The 26,365-nt window shown below is 70.7% G+C and carries 27 protein-coding genes; 19 read left to right on the top strand and 8 right to left on the bottom strand.

Annotation, left to right across the window (positions count from 1 at the left end; genetic code table 11):
• The first annotated feature begins 8 nt into the window (after positions 1-8).
• The gene (locus tag AAFO60_RS19170; RefSeq protein ID WP_347957844.1) at positions 9-956 is read left to right on the top strand and encodes a GDP-L-fucose synthase family protein; all 948 of its coding nucleotides are present in this window, start codon (positions 9-11) and stop codon (positions 954-956) included.
• Here AAFO60_RS19170 and AAFO60_RS19175 read toward each other — a convergent pair.
• The gene (locus AAFO60_RS19175; RefSeq protein ID WP_347957845.1) at positions 936-1,403 is read right to left on the bottom strand and encodes an acetyltransferase; all 468 of its coding nucleotides are present in this window, start codon (positions 1,401-1,403) and stop codon (positions 936-938) included. The two genes, AAFO60_RS19170 and AAFO60_RS19175, sit on opposite strands and share 21 nt — an antisense overlap.
• Between AAFO60_RS19175 and AAFO60_RS19180 the strand changes: the two genes are divergently transcribed.
• From AAFO60_RS19180 to AAFO60_RS19230, 11 genes are all read left to right on the top strand, one after another.
• On the top strand, positions 1,388-3,277 hold the full coding sequence (locus AAFO60_RS19180) for a glycosyltransferase (protein WP_347957846.1): 1,890 nt from the start codon (positions 1,388-1,390) through the stop codon (positions 3,275-3,277). The genes AAFO60_RS19175 and AAFO60_RS19180 overlap by 16 nt on opposite strands.
• Complete coding sequence (locus AAFO60_RS19185; protein ID WP_347957847.1) at positions 3,274-4,419, top strand: glycosyltransferase; 1,146 nt, start codon at positions 3,274-3,276, stop codon at positions 4,417-4,419. Before AAFO60_RS19180 ends, AAFO60_RS19185 begins: the two co-directional genes overlap by 4 nt.
• Entirely contained in the window at positions 4,416-5,264 is an 849-nt protein-coding gene (locus AAFO60_RS19190) for a glycosyltransferase (RefSeq protein WP_347957848.1), read from the top strand. The genes AAFO60_RS19185 and AAFO60_RS19190 overlap by 4 nt, the downstream gene beginning before the upstream one ends.
• The gene (locus AAFO60_RS19195; RefSeq protein WP_347957849.1) at positions 5,257-7,263 is read left to right on the top strand and encodes a GDSL-type esterase/lipase family protein; all 2,007 of its coding nucleotides are present in this window, start codon (positions 5,257-5,259) and stop codon (positions 7,261-7,263) included. The genes AAFO60_RS19190 and AAFO60_RS19195 overlap by 8 nt, the downstream gene beginning before the upstream one ends.
• Positions 7,260-7,910, top strand: coding sequence for a hypothetical protein (locus AAFO60_RS19200; protein ID WP_347957850.1), 651 nt, complete (start codon positions 7,260-7,262; stop codon positions 7,908-7,910). The genes AAFO60_RS19195 and AAFO60_RS19200 overlap by 4 nt, the downstream gene beginning before the upstream one ends.
• A complete protein-coding gene (locus AAFO60_RS19205) occupies positions 7,907-8,596 on the top strand; it encodes an acyltransferase (protein ID WP_347957851.1) in 690 nt (229 codons plus the stop codon). The genes AAFO60_RS19200 and AAFO60_RS19205 overlap by 4 nt, the downstream gene beginning before the upstream one ends.
• Positions 8,593-9,303: a hypothetical protein gene (locus AAFO60_RS19210; protein WP_347957852.1), complete on the top strand. Its 711-nt coding sequence runs from the start codon at positions 8,593-8,595 to the stop codon at positions 9,301-9,303. Before AAFO60_RS19205 ends, AAFO60_RS19210 begins: the two co-directional genes overlap by 4 nt.
• The gene (locus AAFO60_RS19215) at positions 9,303-10,556 is read left to right on the top strand and encodes an O-antigen ligase family protein (RefSeq protein ID WP_347957853.1); all 1,254 of its coding nucleotides are present in this window, start codon (positions 9,303-9,305) and stop codon (positions 10,554-10,556) included. The genes AAFO60_RS19210 and AAFO60_RS19215 overlap by 1 nt, the downstream gene beginning before the upstream one ends.
• Positions 10,553-11,362: a YveK family protein gene (locus AAFO60_RS19220; RefSeq protein ID WP_347957854.1), complete on the top strand. Its 810-nt coding sequence runs from the start codon at positions 10,553-10,555 to the stop codon at positions 11,360-11,362. The genes AAFO60_RS19215 and AAFO60_RS19220 overlap by 4 nt, the downstream gene beginning before the upstream one ends.
• Positions 11,359-12,387, top strand: a complete 1,029-nt coding sequence (locus tag AAFO60_RS19225; protein ID WP_347957855.1) for a cellulase family glycosylhydrolase — start codon at positions 11,359-11,361, stop codon at positions 12,385-12,387. Before AAFO60_RS19220 ends, AAFO60_RS19225 begins: the two co-directional genes overlap by 4 nt.
• 133 nt (positions 12,388-12,520) lie before the next feature.
• Positions 12,521-13,216 (top strand): hypothetical protein, encoded by a 696-nt coding sequence (locus AAFO60_RS19230; protein WP_347957856.1) that lies wholly within the window; start codon positions 12,521-12,523, stop codon positions 13,214-13,216.
• A gap of 210 nt (positions 13,217-13,426) precedes the next feature.
• Here AAFO60_RS19230 and AAFO60_RS19235 read toward each other — a convergent pair whose 3' ends face one another.
• The 7 genes from AAFO60_RS19235 to AAFO60_RS19265 form a co-directional block, all read right to left on the bottom strand.
• Positions 13,427-14,446: a TIGR03617 family F420-dependent LLM class oxidoreductase gene (locus tag AAFO60_RS19235; protein WP_347957857.1), complete on the bottom strand. Its 1,020-nt coding sequence runs from the start codon at positions 14,444-14,446 to the stop codon at positions 13,427-13,429.
• Between the two features lie 14 nt (positions 14,447-14,460).
• Entirely contained in the window at positions 14,461-15,369 is a 909-nt protein-coding gene (locus tag AAFO60_RS19240) for an amidohydrolase family protein (protein WP_347957858.1), read from the bottom strand.
• 91 nt (positions 15,370-15,460) lie between these two features.
• Positions 15,461-16,120 (bottom strand): PaaI family thioesterase, encoded by a 660-nt coding sequence (locus AAFO60_RS19245; protein WP_347957859.1) that lies wholly within the window; start codon positions 16,118-16,120, stop codon positions 15,461-15,463.
• Positions 16,121-16,165: 45 nt separating this feature from the next.
• The gene (locus AAFO60_RS19250) at positions 16,166-16,525 is read right to left on the bottom strand and encodes a carboxymuconolactone decarboxylase family protein (protein ID WP_347957870.1); all 360 of its coding nucleotides are present in this window, start codon (positions 16,523-16,525) and stop codon (positions 16,166-16,168) included.
• Between the two features lie 56 nt (positions 16,526-16,581).
• Complete coding sequence (locus AAFO60_RS19255; protein ID WP_347957860.1) at positions 16,582-17,460, bottom strand: NAD(P)-dependent oxidoreductase; 879 nt, start codon at positions 17,458-17,460, stop codon at positions 16,582-16,584.
• Entirely contained in the window at positions 17,457-18,185 is a 729-nt protein-coding gene (locus AAFO60_RS19260) for an SDR family oxidoreductase (RefSeq protein WP_347957861.1), read from the bottom strand. Before AAFO60_RS19260 ends, AAFO60_RS19255 begins: the two co-directional genes overlap by 4 nt.
• Positions 18,186-18,555: 370 nt before the next feature.
• The gene (locus AAFO60_RS19265; protein WP_347957862.1) at positions 18,556-20,037 is read right to left on the bottom strand and encodes an aldehyde dehydrogenase; all 1,482 of its coding nucleotides are present in this window, start codon (positions 20,035-20,037) and stop codon (positions 18,556-18,558) included.
• A gap of 63 nt (positions 20,038-20,100) precedes the next feature.
• Between AAFO60_RS19265 and AAFO60_RS19270 the strand changes: the two genes are divergently transcribed.
• Genes AAFO60_RS19270 through AAFO60_RS19300 form a run of 7 tightly spaced genes read left to right on the top strand, consistent with a single transcriptional unit; the run spans position 20,101 to position 26,182 of the window.
• A complete protein-coding gene (locus AAFO60_RS19270; RefSeq protein WP_347957863.1) occupies positions 20,101-20,679 on the top strand; it encodes a TetR/AcrR family transcriptional regulator in 579 nt (192 codons plus the stop codon).
• 4 nt (positions 20,680-20,683) lie between these two features.
• Positions 20,684-21,967, top strand: a complete 1,284-nt coding sequence (locus AAFO60_RS19275) for a cytochrome P450 (RefSeq protein WP_347957864.1) — start codon at positions 20,684-20,686, stop codon at positions 21,965-21,967.
• Positions 21,964-22,797: an SDR family oxidoreductase gene (locus AAFO60_RS19280; RefSeq protein WP_347957865.1), complete on the top strand. Its 834-nt coding sequence runs from the start codon at positions 21,964-21,966 to the stop codon at positions 22,795-22,797. Before AAFO60_RS19275 ends, AAFO60_RS19280 begins: the two co-directional genes overlap by 4 nt.
• A complete protein-coding gene (locus AAFO60_RS19285; protein ID WP_347957866.1) occupies positions 22,794-24,164 on the top strand; it encodes a cytochrome P450 in 1,371 nt (456 codons plus the stop codon). The genes AAFO60_RS19280 and AAFO60_RS19285 overlap by 4 nt, the downstream gene beginning before the upstream one ends.
• Positions 24,164-24,355 carry a ferredoxin gene (locus AAFO60_RS19290; RefSeq protein WP_347957867.1) on the top strand — a complete coding sequence of 64 codons (192 nt, stop codon included), beginning with the start codon at positions 24,164-24,166 and terminating at the stop codon, positions 24,353-24,355. Before AAFO60_RS19285 ends, AAFO60_RS19290 begins: the two co-directional genes overlap by 1 nt.
• Before the next feature lies 1 nt (position 24,356).
• On the top strand, positions 24,357-24,911 hold the full coding sequence (locus AAFO60_RS19295; protein WP_347957868.1) for a nuclear transport factor 2 family protein: 555 nt from the start codon (positions 24,357-24,359) through the stop codon (positions 24,909-24,911).
• The gene (locus tag AAFO60_RS19300) at positions 24,908-26,182 is read left to right on the top strand and encodes a hypothetical protein (protein ID WP_347957869.1); all 1,275 of its coding nucleotides are present in this window, start codon (positions 24,908-24,910) and stop codon (positions 26,180-26,182) included. Before AAFO60_RS19295 ends, AAFO60_RS19300 begins: the two co-directional genes overlap by 4 nt.
• Positions 26,183-26,365 lie beyond the last annotated feature (183 nt).

Consider the following 26,365-nt stretch of genomic DNA (forward strand, 5'->3'; position numbering starts at 1 on the left):
AGCGGCAGATGGAATCGCTGAAGACGGCGCGGATCTACGTCGCCGGCCACCGCGGCCTGGTCGGCTCGGCCCTCGTGCGGGCACTGCGGGCGCGCGGGTGCACCGACATCGTCGGCGCCACCCGCGCCGAGCTCGACCTGCGCGATCGCGAGGCGACCTTCGACTACCTCCGCCGGATCCGGCCGGACGTGATCGTCCTGGCCGCGGCCCGCGTCGGCGGCATCCTCGCCAATGCGACGTACCCGCTCGACTTCCTGTCCGACAACCTGCGGATCCAGACCAATGTCCTCGACGCCGCCGCGCACCTGCGGGTGCCGCGGCTGCTGTTCCTCGGCTCGTCGTGCATCTACCCCAAGTACGCGCCGCAGCCGATCGGCGAGGAATCGCTGATGACCGGTCATCTCGAGCCGACCAACGAGGCCTACGCGGTGGCCAAGATCGCCGGGATCGTCGGCGTGCAATCGGTGCGCCGCCAGCACGGGTTGGCGTGGATCTCGGCGATGCCGACCAACCTGTACGGACCCGGTGACAACTTCGCGATCGACGCGGGCCACCTGCTGCCCGCGCTGATCCGGCGCTACGACGACGCGGTCCGCTGCGGCCTCGGGACGGTCACCAACTGGGGCAGCGGCACCCCGCGGCGCGAACTGCTGCACGTGGACGACATGGCCGCGGCCTGCCTGACCCTGCTCGACCGGTACGACGGCGACCTGCACGTCAACGTCGGGACGGGCGAGGACCACTCGATCGCCGAGATCGCCGAGATCGTCGCCGACAGCGTCGGCTACTCGGGGGCCGTCGAATGGGACACCGGCCGGCCGGACGGCACCCCGCGGAAGGTCCTGGACGTCTCGGTCCTGCGCTCATACGGCTGGGAGCCGCAGATCGGGCTGCGCGAGGGCGTCGGCCGAGTCGTCGAATGGTATCGGGCGAACTCAGGGGCGCTGCGTGAGTGAAGGTGCGGCGATCGCGGCCGGACTGCGGACGAGGGCGTGCGGCGCCACCTCCCGGTCGATCCTCGCGCCCGCACCGACGACCGCCCGCCGACCGACGCGCACCGATCCGGTGACCGTGGCGCGCAAGGCGATCCACGCGCCGTCGTCGACGATCAGCGGCCCCGGCTGCGCGGCGATCAGCCGCGCCGCCTGCGACAGGACCACGTCGGATCCGATGACGATGGGCGCGCGCCGACAGTCCAGCTCCACCGCTTCGCCGATCCACGAATCGGTGCCGACCGACAACCGCCGGGGCGCCCGGATCCGCACGCGCGGCCGGATCAGCACGCCGCGGCCGATGTCGGCGCCGAAGAGCCGCAGCACGCCCACCCGGACGCGGCCCGGCACGAAGGTCATCGCCGCGAGCCGGGACACCGGAGGCCACAGCAGCGATGAATAGTTCCTCACGCGTCCGAGGATATCGCGAACCGGACCAGCGGTCACCGGGCCGGAGGGTCGATCTCGTCGCGATCAACTACGCGCCCGAGGTGACGGGGATCGGCCCGTACGTCGCCGATCTCGCCCGCCGGCTCGCCGCCGCCGGGTGGGATGTGCGCGTGCTCACCGGTCACCCGCACTACCCGCAGTGGCGGGCGGCCGACGTCGACGTCGAGAGCGCAGCCGACGCGGGAGTCGCGATCCGCCGGCTGCGACACAGCGTGCCGGCGTCGGCGAGCATCCTCGGGCGCGCCCGCATGGAACTCGAGTTCGGCGTCGGAGTGGTCCGGCTGGGACTGCGCGAGGACGCCGTGGTGGTCCTGGTGAGTCCGCCGCTGGTCGCGGCGGCAGTGGTGCTCGCGGCGCTGAGCCGACGCGGTAGACGACGCCCGCCGGTCGGCCTGTGGGTCCAGGACCTGTACTCGCAGGCGATCGTCGAGGCCGCGGACCGGCGGGGCCGCACCGCACGCGCGGTGCGCCGACTCGAGACGGCGGTTCTGCGCGGCGCCGATTCGGTGGCGGTGGCGCACGGGCGGTTCGGGGAGATAGTCCGGGACACCCACGGCGTCGATCGCGACCGGGTGATCGCGATGCGCAACTGGAACCAGGTGGGGCCGCGACCCCGATCCGACCGCGCGGGTGCGCGGAACCGCGCGGGTCTGCCCGCCGGATCGGTGATCGCGGTGCACGCCGGGAACATGGGGATGAAGCAGGGGCTGGAGAACGTCGTGGCCGCCGCGCGCGTGGCCGCCGATCTCGACCTCGACCTGCACTTCTACCTGGTCGGCGACGGCAACCGCCGGACGGCGCTGGAAGCGGCCGCGCAGGGCTGCACGCACCTCACCTTCGTCGACCCCCTGCCCGACGAGCAGTTCCACGACCTGCTCTCGGCTGCGGACGTGCTGCTGGTCAACGAGAAGCCGGGAGTGGCCGAGATGAGCATCCCGTCCAAGCTCACCACTTACTTCGGCACCGGACTGCCGGTCGTGGCCGCGGTCGACCCGGACGGCATCACCGCGGCCGAGATCACGCGCGCCGGCGCCGGGGTGATCGTCGCCTCCGGTGACCCCGAAGCGCTGGTGACGGCCGTGGTCGAGGTGGCGGCCGACGCGCAGCGGGCCGCGACCCTGGGGGAGGCGGGTCGGCGCTACGCGATCGTCGAACTCTCCGCGGCCGCGGCGACAGACCGGTTCGGCGCCTGGCTCGACGACCTCGCCGCCGCGCGTCGTCCCGCCGCGCCCACCGCACTCCCGGACGCCCGACGCCTGGCCGACTACGTGGTCGACAAGCGCGACCGGGGACGCAACCGCGCCTGGCTGATCGCCTGGATCGCGGTCGCCGCGCTGATGCGCACCGGTGTCGGCGGCCCCCGGTGGCGCGCCCGCGTCCTGGGCTGGTTCGGCGCGTCGGTCGCCGCCTCGGCCACGATCGACCGGTCGTTCCGCGTGCACTTCCCGTGGAAGCTGACGATCGGCGCGCGGACCGAGATCGGCGCGCACGTGTGGATCATCGACCCCGAACCGGTGCACATCGGCGGCGACTGCGAGATCGGCCCCGGCGTGATCGTCTGCTCCGGCGGCCACGACCACCGTTCGCCGACCTTCGACCGCACCAGCGAACCGATCCGGATCGGGGACCGCTGCGTGATCGGCGCCGACGCGATGGTGCTGAAAGGCGTCCGGCTCGCCGACGCCGCCGTCGTCCCGGACGGCGCCGTGTTGATTCCCGGCGGGGCGCCGACCGTCGTGATTCCCGGCGGGGCGCCGACCGTGTTGATTCCCGGCGGGGCGCCGACCGTGGCCGAGACGGACTCGGCAACGGCCCGGAAGGCGGAGCGGACATGAGGATCCTGCAGGTCGTCGCACTGCTCACCCCGGGCGGCGAGTACGGCGGGCCGGCGACGGTCGCGCTCGGACAGGCGCGGGCGCTGGCCGCCCGCGGCCACCGGGTGACGCTGGTCGCAGGGGTCCGCGGCCGATACCGACCCGCCCCGGTACCCGGCGTCGACGTGCAGACCTTCGCCGTCCACACGGTCGGACCCGGATGCTCGTTCACCCGGATCGGGTCGCCGACGATGCTGCGCTGGCTGGCCGGACATGCCGGCGACTTCGACGTCGCCCACGTCCACCTGGGACGCGATCTGGTCACGGCACCCGCCGCGCGACTGCTGGTCGGCCGGATCCCGACGCATGTGCAGACGCACGGCATGGTGGCACCGCGCACCTCGCCGGCGCACCGGGTGTTCGACGCGCTCCTGATGCGACCCGTCCTGCGCCGAGCCGGCACCGTCTACTGCCTCGACGAGCGCGAACGGACCGGGATCCGCGCGGTCGGCGCCGACCGGTCGGCGATCGGACTGCTGACCAACGGCGTGCCGACCGCCGCACCTCGACCGCCGAGGACCGCCGGTGCCGCCGAAGTGCTGTTCCTGGCGCGGCTGCACGAACGGAAACGCCCGGTGACCTTCGTGACCGCCGCGCTGCAGCTGGCCGTCGACCATGCGGTGCGGTTCACCGTCGTCGGTCCCGACGAGGGACAAGGGGCGGCGATCGACCGACTGCTCGCCGCGGCGCGGGCCGACGGGGTGCACCGCCGCGGCGTCGTCGCGCGCGAACCCGCGGTCGCACCCGATGACGTGCTGGACCGGTTGGCGCGGGCCGACGTGTACGTGCTGCCCGCGGTGCACGAGCCGCTTGGCGTCTCCGTGCTGGAGGCGATGTCGGTGGGTCTGCCGGTCGTCGTGACCGACACCTGCGGGATCGCCGACCGGATCGCCGCCGCCGGTGCCGGAGCCGTCGTCGACGACACCGTCGAATCCCTGTCGGCGGCGATCGCGGCGATGCTCGACGACCCGGACGCGGCACGCCGATGCGGCGACCGCGCGCGGGCCGCGGTGCAGGAGCACTGGAGCGCCGACGCGGTCGCGCGGCAGTTGGCGGACAGCTATGCGGGCCGAGCGCACGCAGGTGAGAGAGGCAGACCATGACCACGACCCCGACCACCTTCTCGATCCTGGTGCCCTCGTTCAACCCGGGCCGCTACCTCGCCGAGGCGATGTCGTCGGCCCTGGACCAGTTGGGCCCGCACGACGAGATCCTGGTGCAGGACGCGTGCTCGACCGACGGCAGCCAGGAACTGCTGCGCCGGCTGGCGGCGACGGACTCGCGGCTCCGGCCGGTGTTCGCCGCCGACGACGGCCAGTCCGACGCGTTGAATCGCGCGCTGAGCCGGGCGAGCGGCACGTGGACGATCTGGCTCAACGCCGACGACGTCCTGTGCGCCGGCGCGCTCGCCGGCGTCCGCGCCGCGCTCGCCGATCGACCCGACCTGCAGGTCCTCACGGGCGATCACCGTCTGCTGCGCGCCGACGGCGAGGTGATCGACGACTTCGACGGGCGGCCCATCGAACTCGACACCCTGCTGCGGCGGTCGACGTGCGCGTCGTTCTCTGGGTCGGTGGTCGCCCGTACCGACTTCCTCCGCGACCTCGGGGGCTTCGACACCGCGCTGAACTGCACGATGGACTACGAACTGCAGTACCGGATCGCCCGCGCCCGGCCGCGCCAGGCGGCCGTGCCCGTCAGGATCGGCGCGCTGCGCCTGCACGACGCGAGTAAGACCGGGACTCTGTGGCGGACCTTCCTCACCGAAGCCCATCGACTGCGGATGGGGAACGCGGCCACCGCCCGGCAGCGCGCCCTCGGCTGGATCGGCACCGGCGAGCAGGCCGCCTCGGTCGTGGTGTTCGGGCTGCGGCAGACCGCCGGTTACCGGCGACTGCGGCGTGCGGTCAGCCGAAGCGGACGTGCGGGGCGGGCCGACCATGGCTGACGGCACCGCCCGCGGGGTCGCCCGGGACGCCGCCCTGCGCATCGGCGCCCGCGCGGCCGGTTCACTCATGCTCGGCGGCACCCTCCTGATCCTGGCGAAAGCGATGACGGTCGACGACTTCGGCCGCTTCATCCTCGTCTACACGGTCGGCATGGCGGTGAGTCTGGTCGCCGGGCTCGGAATGCCGATGCGGGCGCTGCGCGTCAACGCGCTCGACGATCCGCAGGCGGCCGCCGCGCGGCTGTTCGTCGTGCACACCGTCGCCACTCTGGCCGTCGCCGCCCTCGCCGCCGCCGGGATCGCGGCGGCGGCAGTCGTGGGTTTCGGGTTCTCGACCGTCGTGCTCGCCGGCGCGGTCTTCGCCTACAGCGACGCGGTGCAGAACTACGCCCAGGCGCACCTGGCCGGACTCGGCGCGCACGGCGGCGCCAGCGCCCTCGGGATGGTGCAGCGGGCGGTGCCGCTCACCGCCGTCGCGGCCGCGCTCGCCTGGCACGTCGCCGTCGAGAACGCCCTGCTGATCGCCTTCCTGACGACCGCGGTACTGGGGGTGGCGAGCCCGGTCCGGTCGGCGGTCGCCGGACGCCGACGAGGCCGGGTCGTCGAGCCCGGCGCGAAGCGGACCGGGCAGCCGGCGGGAGGAGAGCGGGGCCGCGGATTCTGGCTGCTGTCGATCTCCGGCGTCCTGGCACAGCTGCAGGTGCCCGCCTTCGCGCTGTTCGCGTCGGCGACCGCAGTCGGTTGGTTCGCGCTCGCCACCCGCGTCACCGGCCCGCTGACCCTGTTCGCGGCTGCGGCGTCGACGGTGCTCATCCCCGAACTGGCCCGGCGCATCGGCGACCCGCCCGAGTTCGACCGGATCTTCCGCCGCTACCTGGGGGCGACCGGAATCTATCTGGCCGTCGTCGTCCTCGGCGCGATCCCGGGCGCCTGGCTGGTGATCGAAGTGGTGGGCGAGAAGTACGCCCCGGCGCGATGGATGCTCGCCGGGCTCGTCGTGGCCGCCGGCCTGTCCTCGGTCTCGCAGTCGGTGAGCTCGGCCTTCCTCGCACGCGGACGGCCGGGCCGGGTGACCGGCGCGATCGTCGCCGGCGGCTCGCTCACCCTCGTGCTGCTGGTGCTGTGCGCCTACACCGGGGCCGTCGACCTGGTGTGGGCCGCGCCGGTGGTCGGACAGGCGACGGTGCTGGCGATCCTGCTCGACGGTCTGCGCGACCGACCGTTGACGGCACGGCTCGCGGCGCGCGCCGACGCCGTCGCCCTGGCGGTCGCGGCCGTCGCCGCCGGGACGGTGCTGGCGGTCGGCGCCTTCTCGTCACCGGCCGGCGGAACCGCAGCGGCCGGCTCGTCGCCGGTCGACGTGCTCACCGACCCGCCCGCGGTCCGGGTGCTCCTGGTCGGCGACTCGATGGTCGAGGGGTCGGCCGTCGGCGGCCGCGGCGACGCCAACTGGACCGCGCTGGTCCAGTCGCGCCTGGCCCGACATTCGCCCGCGGCGTGCCCGGTCCTGCTGCGCGTGTCCGGACGCGGCGGGTCGGGATTCGCGACGCCCGGCAAGCGCGGGACGACGTTTCCGGCGGAGGTGGATCGCCTGATGACCCCCGACGTGTCGGTGCTGGTCCTGATGGCGGGCAACAACGACGCCGCCGCCGCACGCAGATCGCCCGCCCAGTACCGGGCGCTGGTGGAGCGGACCGTCGGCGCCGCACGCGCCGTCGCCCCCGGCGTGTCCGCGGTGATCGTCTCGCCGCTGCGTCTGCCCGGAGTGAACCGGCCGCCGGGCGCCGCGGCGTCCCGCGGACTCCTGCAAGAGGCCGCCGCCGCGGTCGGCGCGCGGTTCGTCGACTCCGAGGCCCGCGCCTGGTTCGCCCGCGGGACCGGCGCGACCGTCCTCGGCGCCGACGGTCAGCATCCCACCGACCTGGGCCACCGGATGATCGCCGACGGGATGACCCCGGTGCTGGAGAGCGCGGCCGCCGGCGGACGGTGCACGCGATGACCAGGCGGGCGGGAGTGCTGCTCGCGATCGTCGCGGCGGCGCTGGTGGCCGCGGGCGGCGCGGCGACCGTCATCGCTCAGCACGACGTCCACCAGGCGCGGGCGCGGGCGGTCCTGGTCGCGTCGCCACCGCCGGGGATGCCCAATCCCGGATACGCACCCGGCGTCCCGGCGATGTTCGCGATCGCGATCGACTCCTACGCCGTGCTGGTCGAGAGCGAGACCTTTCTGCGCCGCGTCATCGACCGCAGGCAGCTGCCCATGACGACCGCCGAACTGCGCGCGGCCACCGTGGTCTCCTCACCCCGCGGCACCACGATCGTCGACTTCGACGTGCGCTCCGACAACCCGGTCACCGCGCGTCGGGCGGCGACGGCCATCGCCGACGAGTTCGCGCTCGTCATCCCCGAACTGGAACGACCGACGCCGATCACCGTCGAAGTGCTCGCCGCCCCGCCGGCGCACCCGGCGTTCCCGCACTCGACGCTCCGGACGATCGTGCTGGCGTCGATCGCCGCGGCGACCGCGGTCGCCGCCGTCGGATACGGGGCACGGCGCTCCCGCGCACCGGCCGAGTCCGGCACCCGCCCGTCCGCCCGCACCGGCCGCACCCGAACGACGGCCACAATCACAGGAGATCGATCATGACCCGGATACTGTCGCTGCTCGGATCGGTGATCTGGCTGATGCCGCATTCGCCGCTCAAGGTGTTCTGCCTGCGCCGGCTGGGCCACACCGTGGCCTCGACCGCGCGCCTTCGCCCGAACCTCGTGCTCGGCTGCGGCGTCTTCATCATCGGCGAGGACGCCGTCCTGTCCCCGTTCAACGTGTTCCGGGGAGTGGCGCGGGTCGAACTGGGCGACGGCGCCTTCATCGGCCGGTTCAATCAGTTCACCGCGGCACCCGCGTACCAGGCGTTCAGCGCCCGCTGCGGAGCCCTGATCGTCGGTCCCGAAGCGATCATCACCAACCGCCACTACTTCGATGCGTCCGGGCGGATCGAACTCGCCCGGCGCGCGGCGGTCGGCGGGATCCGGAGCATCTTCCAATCGCACGAGATCGACCTCGTCGCCGACGAGACCACGGTCGGCGTCATCCGCATCGGCGAGAACGCGATGCTCGCAACCGGCTGCCTGGTCCTCAAAGACGCGCAGGTCCCCGGCTACTCGATCGTGGCGGCAGGCTCCACGGTGACCGCCTCCGAGCCCGGCCGGGAACTGCCTGCCGGCCTGTACGCGGGGTCCCCGGCACGCTGGCGCAAGGACCTGCCGGACTGCAAGTGGTGGCATCGGGAGGGCTACTTCACCCCGGTTCGGAAGGTGGCCGACATTTGAGCATCCGGTACCGCTCGACGGCCGCGGCGGCGGTCGTGCTGATGGCTTCGGCGTGCGCCCCCGACCAGGTGGCGGCGCCGTCGAGCACGCAGGTGCGCGCGCACACGCCCGCCTCACCGGCCGGCGCCGCCGTCCACCACAGGTTCGTCGACGGCCCGCCACCGGACTTCGCGACCGTCGACCGCGGCCGCAGCGCCCGGCCGGGCTTCGTCGTCCGCGCCGGCGTCCTCACGCACGCCGCCCCGACCGCGCCCGAGTCGGCCGCCTACCTGTGGGCGCGACCGCCGCGCGGCTCGGTGACCCGGATCGGCGCCACCGCAGTCTTCCCGGCCGCCGACGCCGGGTCGGTGGCGCTGCTCGTCACCTCGGCTCCGGTCCCCGCCGCTGCGGGCGGCGCTGCTCCCGCGGCGTCCGTGCACTTCGTCGCCGACGCCGACCGGTGGAGCTACGGGGTGTGGCCGGCGGGCGGCCGGGCCCAGATCGTCCTGGCGCAGGGCCGGTACCGGTCGGCGATCGACCGGACGGCCGCCCGTTTCGAGGTCGAGGTGTCCGGTGCCACCGCGACGATCGTCCTGCCCGACGGCACGGCCGCCGTCGTGACCGACCACCGGATCGTCGACACCCGCGGCGCCGTCGCGACCTGGGAACTGTACGAGTCGGTTCCCGGGCTGACGCCGGCCGGCCTCACCGAAGTCTGGATGTCCTGATGGGTGCGACGGCCGTCCTCGCCGCGGCGGTGCTCCTGCTGGTCGCCGGATGCTGGGATCGTTCGCTGCTCGCGCGGCTCGACCCGGTCGTCGGCGGATGGGTCGCGGCGGTCGCCGGCTGGCCGATCGTGGCGATCTACGTGGTCGCGCCGCTCCTCTGGTCGGACGCGTCGGCTGCCGGATCGCTGTTCACCGTCCTGCTGTACACGCCGGCGGTCGGATATGGCCTGGTCCAGGCGGGCCGAGCCCTCATGCGGCAGCGGATCGTCGTCGATCCGGCGGCGGCGGTGCTCGCCTCGCTGTTCGTCAGCGCGGGCGCCGCCATGCTGATCGACGGCTCCGGCAAACTGGTGAACCTCGTCGTCGCGGCGGCCATGTACGCCGGCCTGGTGCTGCGCGCGCGGTCCATCTCGCTCGCCGCCATCGGCGACGCGGCGCGGATCGTGCTGGTCGGGGCCGTCGTCGCGCTGCTGGCGGCGGTCCTGGTGAACCCGGCGGAGATCCTCGGCGACTGTCGCGCAGACAAGTGCACCGAACTCGGGGCCGCGCTCACCTCGCCCTTCGCGGGCAACGGCAACCTGGCCGGAATCATGGTCACGGTGCTGTTGCCGTTGGCGGCGTACCGGGCCGCTCCCGCCCGCGTGGTCGCGGCCGTCCTCGGGGTCGCGGCGGTCGGGCTCCTGGCCGGCAGCCGCACCGCGTTCATCGGGATCGGGGTGGCCGCCGTCGGCTCGCTGCTGCTGTCGGCGGCGCCGCGTTCGCGGCCGCGGGCAGTCGCCCTCGGCGGGCTGTTCACCGGAGCCGCGGTGCTGTCGTTCCTGCCGCTCTACGTCGGGTACGCCGAGACCGACTTCAGCCTGCGCGGATACCTGTGGAACCAGGCGCGCGCGCTGATCCCCGACCAGCTCGTGTTCGGTCACGACCCCGCGTACTGGGTGGACTCGGGTCGCTCGACGCTGTTCGTCGCCAACTACTCGCCGCACAACGGCTGGTTCGAGATCGTCGTCTCGACCGGTCTCTGGGGCGCGGTGGTCGTCGTGGCCGCTGCGGTGATCAAGTCCCGATCGGTCGGACCGGCCGAGCGGCCCTGGCTGGTCGCCTACTTCGCGACCATCCTGAGCATCTCCTCGCTCGAGGCCGTCTTCGTTCCCTACTTCCTCGGGATCGCGCCCTTCGCCGCGATCCTGCCCTTCCTGGTCTACCGGATGCCTGCCGAGCGCTCGGCAGCAGAGCACCCCAAGGAGTCAGTGTGAGAATCGTGTCGACGGTGGCGCGCCGATGGACGGTGATCGTGGCGTGTGTGCTTCTCGGTCTCGCCGTCGGTGCGGGCTACTCGCTGGTGAAGCCGCACGATTACGCCGCGACCGTGCGGCTGTACGTGGTGTCGGGCACCGCCGACCTCCTCGAGGCGTATCAGGGCACCATGGCCGCGCAGAACAGCGTCCGGAGCTTCGCGACGCTCGCGACCGATCCGTCGGTCGCGAGCCGTGCGATCGAAGCTGCGCGCGTGCCGATCACCGTCGACCGGCTGTTGGCCGACATGTCCGTCAGCGTCCCGCCGCAGACGGTGGTCATGGACATCACGGTGCGGACCGCGTCGCCCGACGACTCGGCGAAGCTGGCGCTGGCGGTCGCGCAGGACCTGACCGGCCTGGTCGACAAGCTCGAGGCGCCGCACGCGGGCGGACCGGGAGCGTTGCGCTTGCAGATCGTCGATCCCAGCACGCGGGGCGCGGTCCGCGACGCGCTCATCGATCCGGTGCTCGCCGGGGCCGGCGCGATCGGCGGCGGCGTGGTGGGCGTCCTCCTCGCCTTGGCCCTGCAACGACGCCGCGGCTCGGCGGGCGACGACGGCGGACCGGATCCCGATCCCGAAGTCGTCGGCCCCGACTCCCCGGATGTCCCCGCGCCCGATGTCCCCGACTCAGATGTCCCCGGCTCAGATGACGGGACTGCGCCCGGCGGGGACGCCGATACCACGGACAGGCTGCCGGCGGTCGGGTTGAATACGAACGTGCCGACCAACAGGCATCGACGGAGAAGGGCGGGCGATCGATGAGACGAGGAGTCGCCGCGGCAGCGGCGCTGATCGCCCTGCTGGCCATCGTGCCCGCGATGAGCGAGCGCCCGACGTCGCCGGCGCTCGCCGCCTTCACGCAGGAGTTCGGCGTCGCCAGCATCGCCACGCTCGCCGATCGGACGACCGCGGGCTACGAGCGGGAGGCCGACGCGATCCGGGCGGTCGGCGGCACGTGGATTCGGATCGTGATGAATTGGAACGAGACCGAGACCGGCCCGGGCTACTACAAGTGGGAGCGACTCGATCGCGCCGTCGACGCCGCGCGCAGTCGTGGCCTGCGCGTCCTCGGGCTCGTCGCCGGGCCCGCCCCCGCCTGGGCGGCGATCTATCCCGACGTCCAGGGGTCGCCGCCGCGGTCGGCGGCGGACTACGCGTCGTTCTCGGCGGCGCTGGCGAGTCGGTACCGCGGGCGCGTGGCGGCGTGGGAGCTGTGGAACGAGCCGAACCTGCGCGGTTACTGGATCAACCCGGATCCGGCCGCCTACGCGCAACTGCTCAAAGCGAGCTATCCGCGCATCAAAGCCGCCGACCGCAATGCGCTCGTGGTGGCCGGCGGCACCTCACCGGACGTGTCCGGCATCCCCGTCGGGCCGTTCCTCACGGGACTGTACGTGGCGGGTGCACGCGGCTCGTTCGACGCCGTCGGCCTGCATCCGTATACCTTCCCGCAGGTGTTGGGGGCGACCGGATTCGATCCGACGGTCGCCGCGATCCGCGCGATCATGGATGCGGCCGGTGATGCGGGGAAGCGGATCTGGATCACCGAGTGGGGCCAGCCGACCGGGACCAGCCCGATCGCGGTCAGTGAAGAGCGACAGGCCGACGTCATCGTGCTCAGCATGGCCTACGTCCGCCGCCAGCCGCGGATGGGGCCGATGTTCCTGTTCACGAGCAAGGACTGGAAGACCGATCCCTCGCAGGCCGACTTCAACTTCGGTCTGTACCGCTACGACTACAGTCCCAAGCCGGTCGTCGCGCGATTGCAGCAGATCTATCGGAACTGACGTCAGCCGACCAGACGAGTTCTCAACGGCCTGACGCGGGGCTACCTTCGATGCTGAGCGATGTCGCGGTGGCGGCGTTCGGTGCGAGCTCCAATCTTCACCAAGTCAGAGATCGAAGAGCAGGGAGATCCCGATGACGTCGGAGTGGAAGCGAGAAGAAGTTCTCCGGGATGCTCGATTGGCGGAATGGGTTGATCCGCTTCTGTCGGCCGCGAACTCCGGTACCGTCGGATCACTTGTCCCGGACGGGTACGAGAGGTATCTGCGCGTGCTGCACCCCGCGGAGAAGACTGCTGATGATGTGGTATTCGAGAGTTTTCAATGGGCTGATGTGGCGCGCATAAACGGCAAGATCGCTCACGCTGAGATGCAATGGACAAGGATCTCAGAGAAATACCCTGACCTGGACAGGGGGTTGTGGAATGAAGGGCCTCACCGAATTGATTTCCTTCAACCGGAGGTCACCGACGAAATCGCCCACCTGTTGGGCGGCGATTCCAATCCTCGTTGCGTGTTCGCCTTCTGGGAAGGGAATACGGCGTTTGATGAAATAACGTCAGAGTTTCCGAAGGCGAGTATTGGTCGATTCAACTACTATCTCACAGCGGGCGATGTGGGGCGCGCATCGCAAACCCTCGAAGGTATCCGTCCCAACATGTGGTGGCCCATCGATCGAAGTTGGTATGTGTGTTCAAACTTCGATCTGGACTCTACGTACATCGGTGCGGACTCGGCGCGCTCCGATGAGATCATCGTCAGTCGTTCCCTCGAGGCATGGCCCACGCGCAGAAGTCATCGGATCACGATCTGCGGTGATCGATTCAACTGAACTCGCAAAACCCTTTCGATGATCTTGGCGGTGTCAACTCATCGAAGCGAGATCGTCTTTGCGTGGGCATTCGAAGACTTCCCACTACGCCATCGTCCTGGAAGCACCGCTGCTCGGGCTGATTCCGTTGCCGGTTGCCACGGTGCGGCAATCGGCCGACCACCTACAGGGCCGTCTGGCGTCGCTCCGCCGGTCCCGTTGGCGCCCGTGTCAGGTGCGGCGACGGATGGCGGCGGACACCTGTGCCAGCATCTGCGGGTCGGCTTGGTACGGGGTGTTCAGTCCGATCCGGTCCACCGTCGTCCCGTACCGCGCCACGAGTTCGGCGGCGCCGGCGTCCGGATCGTCGACGGTGACCGCGATCAGGTCGACCAGTCGGTCGTCGACGGCCTTCGCCATGCCGTCCCAGTCGCCCGACCGTGACAGCTCGTGCAGGCGAGGCCCCAGGTCTCCGTGGTCGACGGCGTCGAGCACCCGACGGTACGCGGGTGTGGAGCCGTAGAACGCGATCTGCCGTCGGACCGCCTCGCGGGCCTGCGCGCGCTGGGTGTCGTCGGCGCCGACGATCACCATCGCCGAGTGATGAACGGCGGGCCGCGGTCGGCCCGTCGCCGCCGCGCCGGCCGCGAGCGCGGGGATCGTCGTCCCGCGCAAGAACTCCGGTGGGCACAGCGGATGGGAGAGGAAGCCGTCGGCGCATTCACCGGCGATGCGCGTGAGCGCCGGCCCGACGCCCGCCAACCAGATCGGCGGCGGGCCGAACCCCTCGACCTGCGACGGGTCGGGACGGAACAGCGGCGGCATCAGCGTGTGCTGATAGAACTCGCCGCGGTGGTCGAGCCGGCCACCGGTGGCCCAGCTGTCCCAGATGTCGTGGATGGCGCCGATCATGTCACGCATCCGCTCGGCGGGCCTGCTCCAGGGCATGCCGTAGCGGCGCACGATGTGCGGCTTGATCTGCGTGCCGAGTCCGAGGACGAAGCGCCCCTCGGAATAGGCCTGCAGGTCCCAGCCGATCGTCGCCAGCAGCATCGGATTGCGTGCGAAGGCGACGGCGATGGAGGTGCCGAGTTGCACGCGCTCGGTGTGCTCGGCGGCCAGCAGCAGGGGCAGGAACGGGTCGTGCGCGCCCTCGAAGGTCCAGATCCCGTCGTATCCGGCGGCCTCGGCGTCGGCGGCCGCCGCGCCCATCCGGTCCAGCGGGCAGACGATCGTCGTGTCGACGAGCATCTCAGCCGAGCATCTCAGCCGAGGTCGAACAGGGCCGCGGCGTTGTCGTGGAAGACGCCGCGCAGCCAGTCGTCGCCGAGGTCGAGGCGGGCGCACGCGGTCAGGGCGTGGGCGTAACCGTACGGGATGTTCGGGAAGTCGCTGCCGAACAGGACCTTGCCCGGCAGGTCGCGCAGCCGGGCGAGCGCCTGCGGGGGATACGGCGCGTCCTTCTCGGAGAAGTCGGTGAACGACATGGTCGTGTCGAGGTAGACGTTCGGGTACTCCTCGGCGAGCGTGAGGAACTCGAGGTACTCGGGCGTGCCCATGTGCGCGATGATCAGCGGGAGCGTGGGGAAGCGCTTCAACAGCGTCACGATCGGTTCGGGTCCGGTGAACTCGCCGGGCGCCGGACCGGAACCGCAGTGGATGACCACCGGCACCTGCGCGTCGTCGATCTGTCCCCACACCTCGTCGAGCAGCGGGTCGATCGGCGAGTACGCGCCGACCTGGATGTGCGACTTGAACACCTTCGCGCCGGCGGCGATCGCATCGGAGACGTACGCCGCGGCACCCTCCTCCGGGTAGAAGGTGGCGGTCTGCAGGCAATCGGGGTGCTCGGCCGCGAACTCGATGCCCCATCCGTTGAGCCACTGCGCCATCGCCGGCTTGTGCGGGTAGATCATCGACGAGAAGGCGCGGACGCCGAAGTCGCGGAGCACCTGGACTCGGCGCTCCTCGTCGGCCCGATACGTGATCGGCCATTCGCGGCCGATCAGCGGACCGGCCGAATCGAAGTACGCCCAAACCTTGTCCATCACCGGAGCCGGCATGAAATGGGTGTGCACGTCGATCATTCCGGGCAGGCCCAGCCCCTGCCAGATCCCGCGCACCTCGTCGGCCTCGGCGGCGGAGAAGGGGGACACGTCACGGTCTTCACACATGGCCCCGACGCTATCGGACTCCGCCCGGCCCGGTGGCGGAAGGCCTGAACGAGTGCTTACTCGGCCGGGGGTCGGGGGAGTGCCCGGAAGCTCAGTCGGTCAATCGCGCCTGGAGTTCGGCGATCTGCTCGGCCGACGGGAGATCCTTCGGGGCGATCATGATCGCCTCGGCCTCCACGGTGACCCCGTCGGCGTCGGCGAGGGTGGCACGGACGAACTTCTTGCGGCCGTCCACCCGGTAGACCTCGCCGCGCAGATACACGGTCCCCAGCGGGGTCGGTCGCAGGTACTTGACGGTGAGCGTGCCGGTGAAGCAGGGCATGTGCGTCTGCATGCTCGCGGCCTCGCCGACCAGCTGGTCCAGGAGCAGCGCCGCCACGCCGCCGTGCACCCGGCCGCCGGGCCCCTCGTACGCTGCGCCGAGCTCCACCTCGGCGACGGCGGCGTCGTCGGCGTGGATCACCTTCATCGGGGGTGCGACGGCGTTCCGCGCGCCGACTGCGGCATTGCCCCACGGCATCCCGGTGAGGTCGCGGGTGAACGGGACGCCGTACGAGCCGTCCTTCTGTCGAGTCCGCAGGGCGGCGACGACGGCGTCGATCTGTTCGCGTGCGGCGTGCAGGTCGGCGTCGTCGACTTCGCTGCGGATGACCGCGTCGATGAGGTCGCGGACCGAGTCGGTGAGGGGCTCGACAACGGCGAGCCGACGCTCGACCTCGTCGGCGCCGATGTCTTCGAGACGGAAATCCATACTTCTTCTCTTATGCTGTCCGACGTCGCTTTGGCAAGCGAGCGCTCACTTGGTGGGCCGGTTCTTCTTGATGACCTCGCCGAACATCATGGTCATCTTGGTGCCCAGCGGCCAGCCGACGTAATAGCAGAGGAACAGGCCGATCTCGTTCAGCTCCTCGGGCGTCAGCTCGCCGTTCCCGAGCGCGGCACCGGCCTGGATCTCGGCGACATCGGACTGACCGGTGGCCGCGAGCGCGCCGAGCAGCAGCAGCCTGCGATCGCGGTGCGTGAGGCCCTCGCGGCTCCACACCTCGCCGAAGACCTGGTCGGCGGTATGGGCGAAGAAGTCGCCGGGGCCGTCGGCCATCTCCCAGCCGTACACCTCCGACATCTTCGCCAACCCCTTGCGGCGCTGCTCGGTCATGGCGTGCCCAGACTCCGTGTTGCCAGGCTCGGTGTTGCCGGACTCGGTGTGCTCGGTCATGATTCTCCTTCGGTGCGGTGAGGGACGCCGAGTCCGGCGGCCAGGTCGGTGAGGGCCAGCCGGCCCAGCGGGAGGTCGACGCCGAGGCTCTCGGCCAGGCTCAGGGCGAGCGTTAGGTCCTTCTCCCCGAGGTCGCGGACATGGGTGAAGACGCCGTACCAGAAGTCGTCGGGCTCGATCGGCGCCGTCGTATCGCGCAGCATGATCGCGCCGGCGCCGCCGGTGACCGCATCGGTGTGTCGCACCACCCTGCCGAGTTCGGCGACGTCGATGCCCGCGGCCTGCGCCAGGCGCGCGGCTTCGGTGCTGGCGGTGAACGAGATGAAGTGCAGCAGGTTGCGAGCCAGCTTCATCCGGGTGCCGTCGCCGGCGGTCGGACCGGCGTGCACGATCAGGTCGCCCACCGGTGCCAGCGCGGCCTTCACCCGCGGGTAGGCGGCGTGGTCGCCGCCGATCATGATCGCCAGCCTGCCCTCCTGAGCACCCATCGCGCCGCCGGAGATCGGGGCGTCGAGCAGGGTGATGTCCCGCTGCGCGCAGACCGCTGCCTGCCCGGCCGCCGTCTCGGGCGAGATCGTCGAATGCACCGCGATCAGCGAGCCCGGCCGCAGGTGCGGGACCAGTTCGGCGACGACGTCGGTGACCTGCGCGTCGTCGCGTACGCACAGGCACACCAGATCGCTGCTCGCTGCCAGATCGGCGAGACTGCCCGCGGCCGTCGCCCCGGCGTCGACCAGCGCGGCCACCGCGTCGGCCGAGACGTCGAAGACCGTCAGCGGGGCGGCCGCCGCCAACCGGGCGGCCATCGGTCTGCCGATGTTGCCGAGACCGACGTAGCCGAGTCGCACCGCACTCGCGGCGTCCTCGCCGCTCACGAGCGGATGACCTGTCCGCCGTCGACGTTGAAGATCTGGCCGGTGACCCACGAAGCCTCGTCGGACAGCAGGAACAGGCACATGCCGACCAGATCGTCCGGGGTGCCGAAACGCTTCAGCGGCAGCCGGGCGACGATGTCGTCGACGATCTCCTTCGGCGTGGTCGTGCGGGTGGCCTCGGTGTCGATGGGGCCCGGGGCGATGGCGTTGACGCGGATGTTCATCCCGCCCAGCTCCACCGCGAGTTGCTGGGTGAGACCGTTGATCCCGACCTTCGCCAACCCGTAGAAGCCGCTGTAGAGCCAGGCGGCCGTCGACGACTGGTTGACGATCGCGCCGCCCTTCATGTGCGGGTACACCGCGCGCGTCACGTTCAGCGCGCCGTCGAGGTTCACGCTCATGAACTTCTTGTAGTAGTCCCACGGGACGGTGATCAGGAAGTCGAGTTTCATGCCGCCGTAGATCGCGGCGTTGTTGACCAGGAGGTCGATGCCGCCCCGCTCGTCGACCACGGCCTGGGCCAGAGCCGCGGCGGACTCCGGGTCGGCGACGTCGGTGTGCACGTACCGGCCGCCGATCGAGTCGGCGACCGCCTGTCCGGCAGCGTCGTTGACGTCGGCGATCACCACGTAGGCGCCTTCGGCGGCGAGGGCGCGGGCGTACGCCTCGCCGATCCCGCCCGCCGCGCCGGTGACGATGGCCGTCTTGTCGGTGAATCGTGTCATGTGTGGTTCCTTCTGGGGTTCGGGCGGGGTCGGTCGTCTCGATACGCTCGCTCACTACGTTCGCGGGCTACTCGACAACCCTGGGGGTTTTGCCAGGTGGTGGGTCTGGGGCTGTGCCGTCGGGGGGTGGTCTCGATACGCTCGCTCACTTCGTTCGCGGGCTACTCGACAAGCCTGGGTGGGGGTGTGCTGCTGGGGGGTGGGTCTGGGGCTGTGCGGTGGGGGTGGTCGTCTCGATACGCTCGCTCACTTCGTTCGCGGGCTACTCGACAAGCCTGGGGGCTTCGTTAGCGGGCTACTCGACAAGCCTGGGGGGTGGGAGTGCAGTCGGTGGGTGGGGTGTCTCGCCCACCCCGGCGGGCGATCTCGCTCAGACGGGCGTAGCGACTGCCTTGATCTCGAGATACTCGGCGAAACCGGCCTCACCCATCTCGCGGCCGATGCCGCTCTGCTTGTAGCCGCCGAAGGGGACGTCGGCGGAGTACCAGATGCCGCCGTTGACGCCCATCGTGCCGGTGCGGACACCGTTGACGACGGCATTGAGACGGTCCGGATCGGTGCCCCAGACGGCGCCGGACAGACCGTAGGGGGAGTCGTTGGCGAGGTCGATGGCGTCCTGGTCGCCGTCGTGCGGAATCACCACCAGGACCGGGCCGAAGATCTCCTCGCGGGCCACGCGGGAGGAGTTGTCGAGGCCGGAGATCAGGGTCGGCTCGATGAAGAACCCCCTGTCGCGGCCCGCGGGGCGGCGGCCGCCGGTCTCGATGACGCCGCCCTCCTCGCGGGCCAGCCGCAGGTAGTCCTCGACACGGTCGCGTTGCCGCTCGGAGATCAACGGTCCGCACATGGTGCCGGGCTCGTTCGGGTCGCCGGCGCCGAGGGTTTCCAGGGTGCTCTTGGTGGTGGCGATGGCTTCGTCGAGCCGCGAGCGCGGAACCAGCAGGCGCGTGGTGATCGCGCAGCCCTGGCCGGCGTGCGTGAGCACGTTGACGGCGGCCATCGAGCAGGCGGTGGCGAGGTCGGCGTCGTCGAGCACGATGAACGCCGACTTCCCGCCGAGTTCCAGGAACACCTTCTTCAGGGTCGGTGCGCCCGCGGCCATCACTTTGCGGCCGGTGTCGGTGGAGCCGGTGAACGAGATCAGGTCGACGCGCGGGTCGGTGCACAGTTGCTCGCCGAGCCCGTGATCGGTGGACGTCACGATGTTCACGACGCCGGGCGGAAAGTCCGTCTCCTCGGCGATCACCCGACCGACCAGCGCCGCGCACCACGGGGTGTCGGGGGCGGCCTTGAGGATCACGGTGCAGCCGGCGGCGAGCGCCGGCCCGATCTTGGCGAAGTTGATCTGGTGCGGGAAGTTCCACGGGGTGATGGCGCCGACGACGCCGACGGCCTCCGCGCGCAGTTCACGGTGGTTCTTGATCCCCAGCGGGCTGGCCTCACCGAGATCGGTGGTCCACGCGTAGTTCTCGGCGAGGTCGGCGAAGTAGCCGAGGTCGGTGATCGGCCCGACCAACTGCGGACCGTGGGTGAGGAAGACCGGGCAGCCGACCTCGGCGACGGTCAGCTCGCGCAGTTCGTCGGTGTGGGCGAGCAGTGCGTCGCGCAGTTGCCGCAGGCAGTGGGCGCGGAAGGCGTGATCGCGGGACCAGTCGGTGTGGTCGAAGGCGCGGCGGGCGGCGTCGATCGCGGCGTCCATGTCGGCGGCGTCGGCCTGCGCGGCCTGTCCGATCACCTCTTCGGTCGCGGGGTCGACGACGTCGAAGGTGCCGCCGGAGCCCGGAACGAGCTCCCCGTCGATCAGCAGGTCGGAGGCGGTGTCGGGTCGGAGCGTCGGGGTGGCTTGAGCCATATTCAGAACTCCCTCTGGACAGGTGTCTAGACTTCGTTTCAACCGTAGAGTAACGTGCCTCACATGTCCACCCCCGTCGAGGTCGAAGCGACCCGCCGTAGACTGCGGCCGCAGCAGGCCGAGAAGATCGGCAAGATGGTCGACGCCGCCGTCGAGATCCTCGTCGCCGACGGCTTCGACGCGCTGTCGGTGCGGGAGGTGGCCAGGCGTGCGGGCGTCGCGCCGGCGACCGCCTACACCTATTTCAGTTCCAAGAGTCACCTGGTCGCCGAGGTCTTCTGGCGTCGGCTGGCCGCCGGGGTGCCGGAGCCGGATCCGTCTCTGCCCGCCGCCGATCGGGTCGCGCAGGTGCTGCGCGGGGTGTCGATGGTGGTCGCGGGCGAAGGGCAGTTGGGCGGGGCCGTCACCGTCGCACTGCTCGGCGACGATCCCGACTCCCAGCATCTGCGGCTGCGGATCGGCCGGTTCATCCACGAACGACTGGCCGCCGCCGTCGGCGCCGAGACGCCCGACGCCGACCGGGTGGTGGACACCCTCGAGATGCTCTACGCCGGCGGTCTGGTGACCGCGGGCATGGGGCACCTGACCTACGAAGCGACCTCTGAGCGGCTGGTCGCGGCCGCCGCACTACTGATGGGATGAGCCATTGACCGTCACCACCGCCGGAATGCAGGCGTCGATCCCGTTCGACCCCTACGACTACGACTTCCACGAGGATCCGTATCCCACCTACGCCCGGCTGCGTCGCGAGGCGCCGGTGTACCGAAACACCGACGGCGACTTCTGGGCGCTGGCCCGGCACGAGGACGTCGCCGACGCCTTCCGCGACAACGTCCGGCTGTCGAACAGCTGGGGTGTGTCGATGGACCCGACCGCCTACAACGAGAACGCCGAGTACTCCATGAGCTTTCTGGCCATGGACGACCCCCGGCATCTGCGGCTGCGCAAGCTGGTCTCCAAGGGCTTCACCCCGCGCCGGGTCAGCGAACTGGCTCCGCGCATCCGGGAGCTCACGCGGCAGCACTGGGCACGCTGCCTGGAGATGGGGGAGTTCGACTTCGTCCACGACTTCGCCGGACTGCTCCCGATGGACGTCGTCTCCGAACTGCTCGGCGTCGGGCAGTCCGACCGGGCGCATCTGCGCACCCAGTCCGACCTGCTGATCCACCGCGAAGAGGGCGTCACCGACGTGCCGCCGGCGGCCGTCGCGGCGTACCTGGACCTGCATCGGTATTACACCGACCTGCTCGCGCAGCGCCGCAAGAACCCCGGCGACGACCTGGTCTCCGCGCTGATCGGAGCCGAGGTGATCGGCGACGACGGCGAGCGCACCGTCATGAGCCGAGAGGAGATCATCGGCTTCATGATGCTGATGGTGGTCGCAGGCAACGAGACCACCACCAAGCTGCTGGGCAACTCCGTGTACTGGGGACACCGCAGCGGCAGCTGGGGCAGCGCCGGCGAGGGCGGCGGGGGACAGGTGTCGGAGATCCTCGACGGCGTCGGCCGGGGCGAGGACCCCGTCGGATCGGTGCGCGACTGGGTGCAGGAGACGCTCCGCTACGACACCTCGACGCAGATGCTGGTGCGCCGCGTCGTCGAGGACGTCGAGTACGGCGGCCACACGATCCCGGCCGGCGACCGCGTCCTGCTGCTGATCGGCTCGGCCAACCGCGACGAGGAGGTCTTCGGCGCGGACGCCGACCAGTACCGCATCGGCCGCGACAGCAGCCGCACCATCCTGTCGTTCGGACTCGGCACCCACTTCTGCCTCGGCGCGCACCTGGCCCGCTTGGAGACCGAGCTGGGGTTGGCCGAGATCGTGCGGACCGTGCGCTCCTACGAGGTCGACGTCGACGCCGCCGAACGCGTCCACTCGGTCAATGTCCGCGGCTTCGCCGCCCTCCCGATGAAAGTGCAGGCCCGATGAAGTTCCAGCCCCATCCCGATCGTCGTCCGGTCCTGATCGCGGGCGCCTCGTCGGGCATCGGCGAGGCCACCGCGCGGATGCTCGGGGCGGCCGGCTTCCCGGTCGCGCTCGGTGCCCGCCGGGCCGACAGATGCGCCGAGATCGCCGAGCAGATCGTCGCCGCGGGCGGCGAGGCGGTCGCCGTCGCACTCGATGTGACCGACGACGATTCGGTGCGCGCGGCGGTCGCCGCCGCCGAAGCGGCACTCGGTCCCCTCGAGGTGGTGGTGACCGGGGCGGGCGATCTGCAGATCGGCCGCGCTCACGAGATGCCGGTCGACGAGTGGGCCGCCCAGATAGACGTGCACCTGGTGGGCGCCTACCGCGTCTACCGGGCGACGGCGCCTGCGATGATCGAGCGCCGTCGCGGCGACATCGTCTTCATCAGCTCCGACGTCGTCGCGCATCCGCGCCCGTGGTCGTCGGCGTATGTGGCCGCCAAGTGCGGCGTCGAGGGTCTGGTCGCCACCCTGCAGATGGAACTGGAGGGCACCGGCGTGCGCGCCGGGTTGGTCCGGCCCGGTCAGACGCTGACCGGGATGGGCATGAACCTGGATCAGCAGCAGACCGAAGCCATGCTCAACGACTGGATCGCCTTCGGTCTGGCCCGGCACGGCAACTTCCTGCGGCCCGAGAATCTGGCCTCGGCCGTGATGGCGATGGTCTCGCTGCCGCCCGGCGCGCAGATGCGCGCGGTCGACGTCGAAGCCGAAGGCAAGCTCACCCCGCCCGCCCCGACCCCGCCCGCCCCAACGACGGCCGCACCGACGACGGAAGGAGCTCTGCGATGAACCCGACCCGATCCGAGACCGCCACGTCGATCCGCGTGTCCGGCGGCGACGGCGAACACGGTCACCTCGACGAGTTGGCGACCGACCCGATCGGCCTGTTCCAGCGGGTCCGGGACGAGCACGGCGATGTCGGCATGTTCCAGCTCGCCGACCGCGAGGTGATCCTGGTCAGCGGCGCGGCGGCCAACGAGGAGTTCTTCCGCGCCCCCGACGAGGTCCTCGACCAGGGTGCCGCGTATCCGTTCATGACGCCGATCTTCGGCGAGGGCGTCGTCTTCGACACCAGCCCCGAGCGGCGCAGCGAGATGCTGCACAATCAGGCGCTCAAGGGCGCGCACATGAAGCAGCACGCCGTCACCATCCCCGCCGAGGTGGAGGCGATGATCGCCGACTGGGGTGAGGAGGGCGAGATCGATCTGCTCGACTTCTTCGCCGAGCTCACGCTCTACACGTCGTCGTCGTGCCTGATCGGTCGCAAGTTCCGGCAGGAGCTCTCTGGTCACATCGCGCACCTGTACCACGAGCTGGAGCGGGGCACCGATCCGATCGCCTACGTGGACATGCACGCCGACATCGAGAGCTTCCGCCGCCGCGACGCCGCGCGCGCCGAGCTGGTCGAGTTCATCGGCGGTGTGCTCGAGCGCCGCATCGCGAATCCGCCGGCGGAGAAAGACGACCGCGACCTGCTCGACGTCCTCGTCTCGCTCCGCAACGACGACGGCACCCAGATGTTCAGTGCCGACACCGTGACCGGGATCTTCATCTCGATGATGTTCGCCGGGCACCACACCACCTCTGGGACGGCGGCGTGGACGCTCATCGAACTGCTCAAGCATCCCGATCACCTGGCCGCGGTGACGGCCGAGCTCGACGCGATCTACCGAGACGGCACCGCCTACAGTTTCGCGGCGATGCGGCAGATCCCGAAGCTGGAGGGGGCGATCAAGGAGGCGTTGCGGCTGCATCCGCCGCTGATCATTCTGATGCGCCTGGTCCAGGAGGATTTCGAGGTCGGCGGCGTCACCGTCCGCAAGGGACAGTCGATCGCGGTCTCGCCTGCTGTCTCGAACCGCCTGCCGGAGGACTTCCCGAACCCGGACGACTTCGAACCGCAGCGTTACGAGCAGCCCCGGCAGGAGGATCTGGTCAACCGGTGGACGTGGATTCCGTTCGGCGCCGGCCGGCACCGATGTGTCGGCGCGCAGTTCGCGATGATGCAGCTCAAGGCGATCTTCTCGGTGCTGCTGCGCAACTACGAGTTCGCGCTCGCCCAGGATCCGGGCAGTTACCGGAACGATCACTCCAAGATGGTGGTGCAGTTGCAGCAGCCGTGCCGGCTGACGTACCGGCGCCGGGAGCGTGCGTGATGCGCGTCGAGGTGGACCTCGACCTGTGCCAGGGGCACGGCATGTGCGAGTTGGAGGCGCCCGACGTCTTCGAGGCCGCCCGCGATCACGTCACCATCCTGAATCCCGAACCCGATGAATCCCAGCGTGCCGCCGTCGAAGCGGCCGTTCGTTACTGCCCGACGCAGGCTTTGAGAATTGTGGAGGATTGACATGGCCTTTTCCCGTTCTGAACTGGAGGAGATGAAGGCGCGTTGGCTGGCGGCCAACGTCGAAGCGGAGAAGGCCGGGGACTGGCGTCCGCTCGCCGACTTCTACACCGAGGACGCGACCTACGGGTGGAACTACGGCCCGGAGAAGGACTTCATGGCCGTCGGGCGCGAGGAGATCCGCGACATCGCGCTCGGTCAGGAGATGGAGGGTCTGCAGGGCTGGGAGTACCCGTATCAGGCGTGGGTGATCGACGAGCGGACCGGCGACATGATCGGGCTGTGGCGGCAGATCAACGAGGGCGTGCGCTCGGACGGTTCCCAGTACGCCGTTCACGGCATCGGCGGCAGCTGGTTCAAGTACGCGGGCGACTTCCAGTTCGGCTGGCAGCGCGACTTCTTCGACTTCGGGAACGTCTCGGCGCTGTTCTTGGAGATGCTGACGGACCAGGCGTGCAGCGACGGGATGCTCAAGCGGATCGAGAAGTCGGCGCCCGGGAACCTGCCGGGCTGGTACCCGCGCGGGACGGCGCCGGTCGGCCTGTGGGAGATGCCGTGACGCCTGCGTCCCTCACCCACGAGCAGTTGGCGCGGCTGGTTCCGGAGTCGCTGCTGTCTGGGCAGTTGATCGACCGCTCCGGCATGGCGCATCTGATCGCGGCCTTCGGTCGCGAGGGCATGACGCAGGTGGCGATCGAGGAGTGGATGGCCGCCAGCCCGGTGTACACCGGGCGGATGCGGGCGGCGCTGGGGATCGACGGCGACGGTGTCGAGGACATGTTCAAATGCCTGCAGCTCGACATCGGTGCGCCGCCGCAGTTCATGGACTTCCGCTACCGGATCACCGACCGGTATCACGGGTCCTTCGTCCTCGATCACTGCGGCGCGCTGCTCGACGTGGAGCCGATGGGCGAGGAGTACGTGACCGCGATGTGCCACACCATCGAGGATCCGACCTTCGACGCCACCGCCATCGCGACCAATCGGCGGGCTCGGATCCGGCCGGTGCACCGACCGCCGCGGGTCCCCGCCGATCGGACGCCGCACTGCGAGTGGACGGTCACCATCGAACCCGACCGCGAGGAGCTGCCCTTGCCGAAGGTCACCGAACCGGTGCTGGCGACCCGGGCGGCGTCGATCGAGCTGAGCGCGATCGACCCGGCGGTCGGCGACGGTCGCGCCGACTATCGCGGCCCGCTGGTGCACGATCTGGTGTTCAGCGAGTTCTCGTCGTCGGCGCTGGTGCGGATCGCGGAGGAGACGGCTCTGCAGCATCAGCTCCTCGCCGTCGGCTTCCTGCTGTCGGTGCTGCGACGGACCGGCCCCGGCGATGTTGATTCTGACGGGGTCGATTCCGGCAGCGCCGACGACATCCTCGACAAGCAGCTGATCGGGATCGCAGGCATCACCGCCGAACGATTGGCGGCGAGCTTGTTCGACGGTCGGCGCGATGCCGCGACGCTGGCCGCCGTGCTGAACGTGCATCCGGTGTTCGGGCCCGTGCAGTACACCGGCGTCGTCGCCGAACCGGCCGGCGACGCGGTGCGAGTGCGGATCCCGCGCCGGTCGGCGGCCGTGGAGGACGGCGCGTGGATGCGGCTGCTGTCGCAGGGGCGGCTGGGGGCCGTGCAGTCCGCTGCGCGCGGGGTCGACGACACGTGGGTGGTCGGCGACAGCACGGTGGCGGGCGACGATCTGGTGGTCTCGATCGTCCGCGGCGAGCCACAACCGGAGTCCGACGAGGTCGCGATCGTGCGGTTCTCGGCCGGGGCGTCGTTCAGCTTCGCCGACCGCGGACCGTCCAGACCGCTGCCGCTCACCGTGGTCTGAGACGGTGCTCCGTAAATGAATCCCCTCCGCGAGGCGAACTCGGCGAGAATCGCCGATCAATGCGTGCCAAGCTGTGTGTGAGTCGGTTCCAGGAAGGAACGTGATGAGTGCTAAGCCGAACTTGTCGGTCGCGGAGATCGAGTTGCTTGTTGAGGAGTACCTCGACTTGCCGCGTGGGACGAA

This window comes from Gordonia aichiensis (assembly GCF_039946255.1).
Taxonomy (GTDB): domain Bacteria; phylum Actinomycetota; class Actinomycetes; order Mycobacteriales; family Mycobacteriaceae; genus Gordonia; species Gordonia aichiensis_A.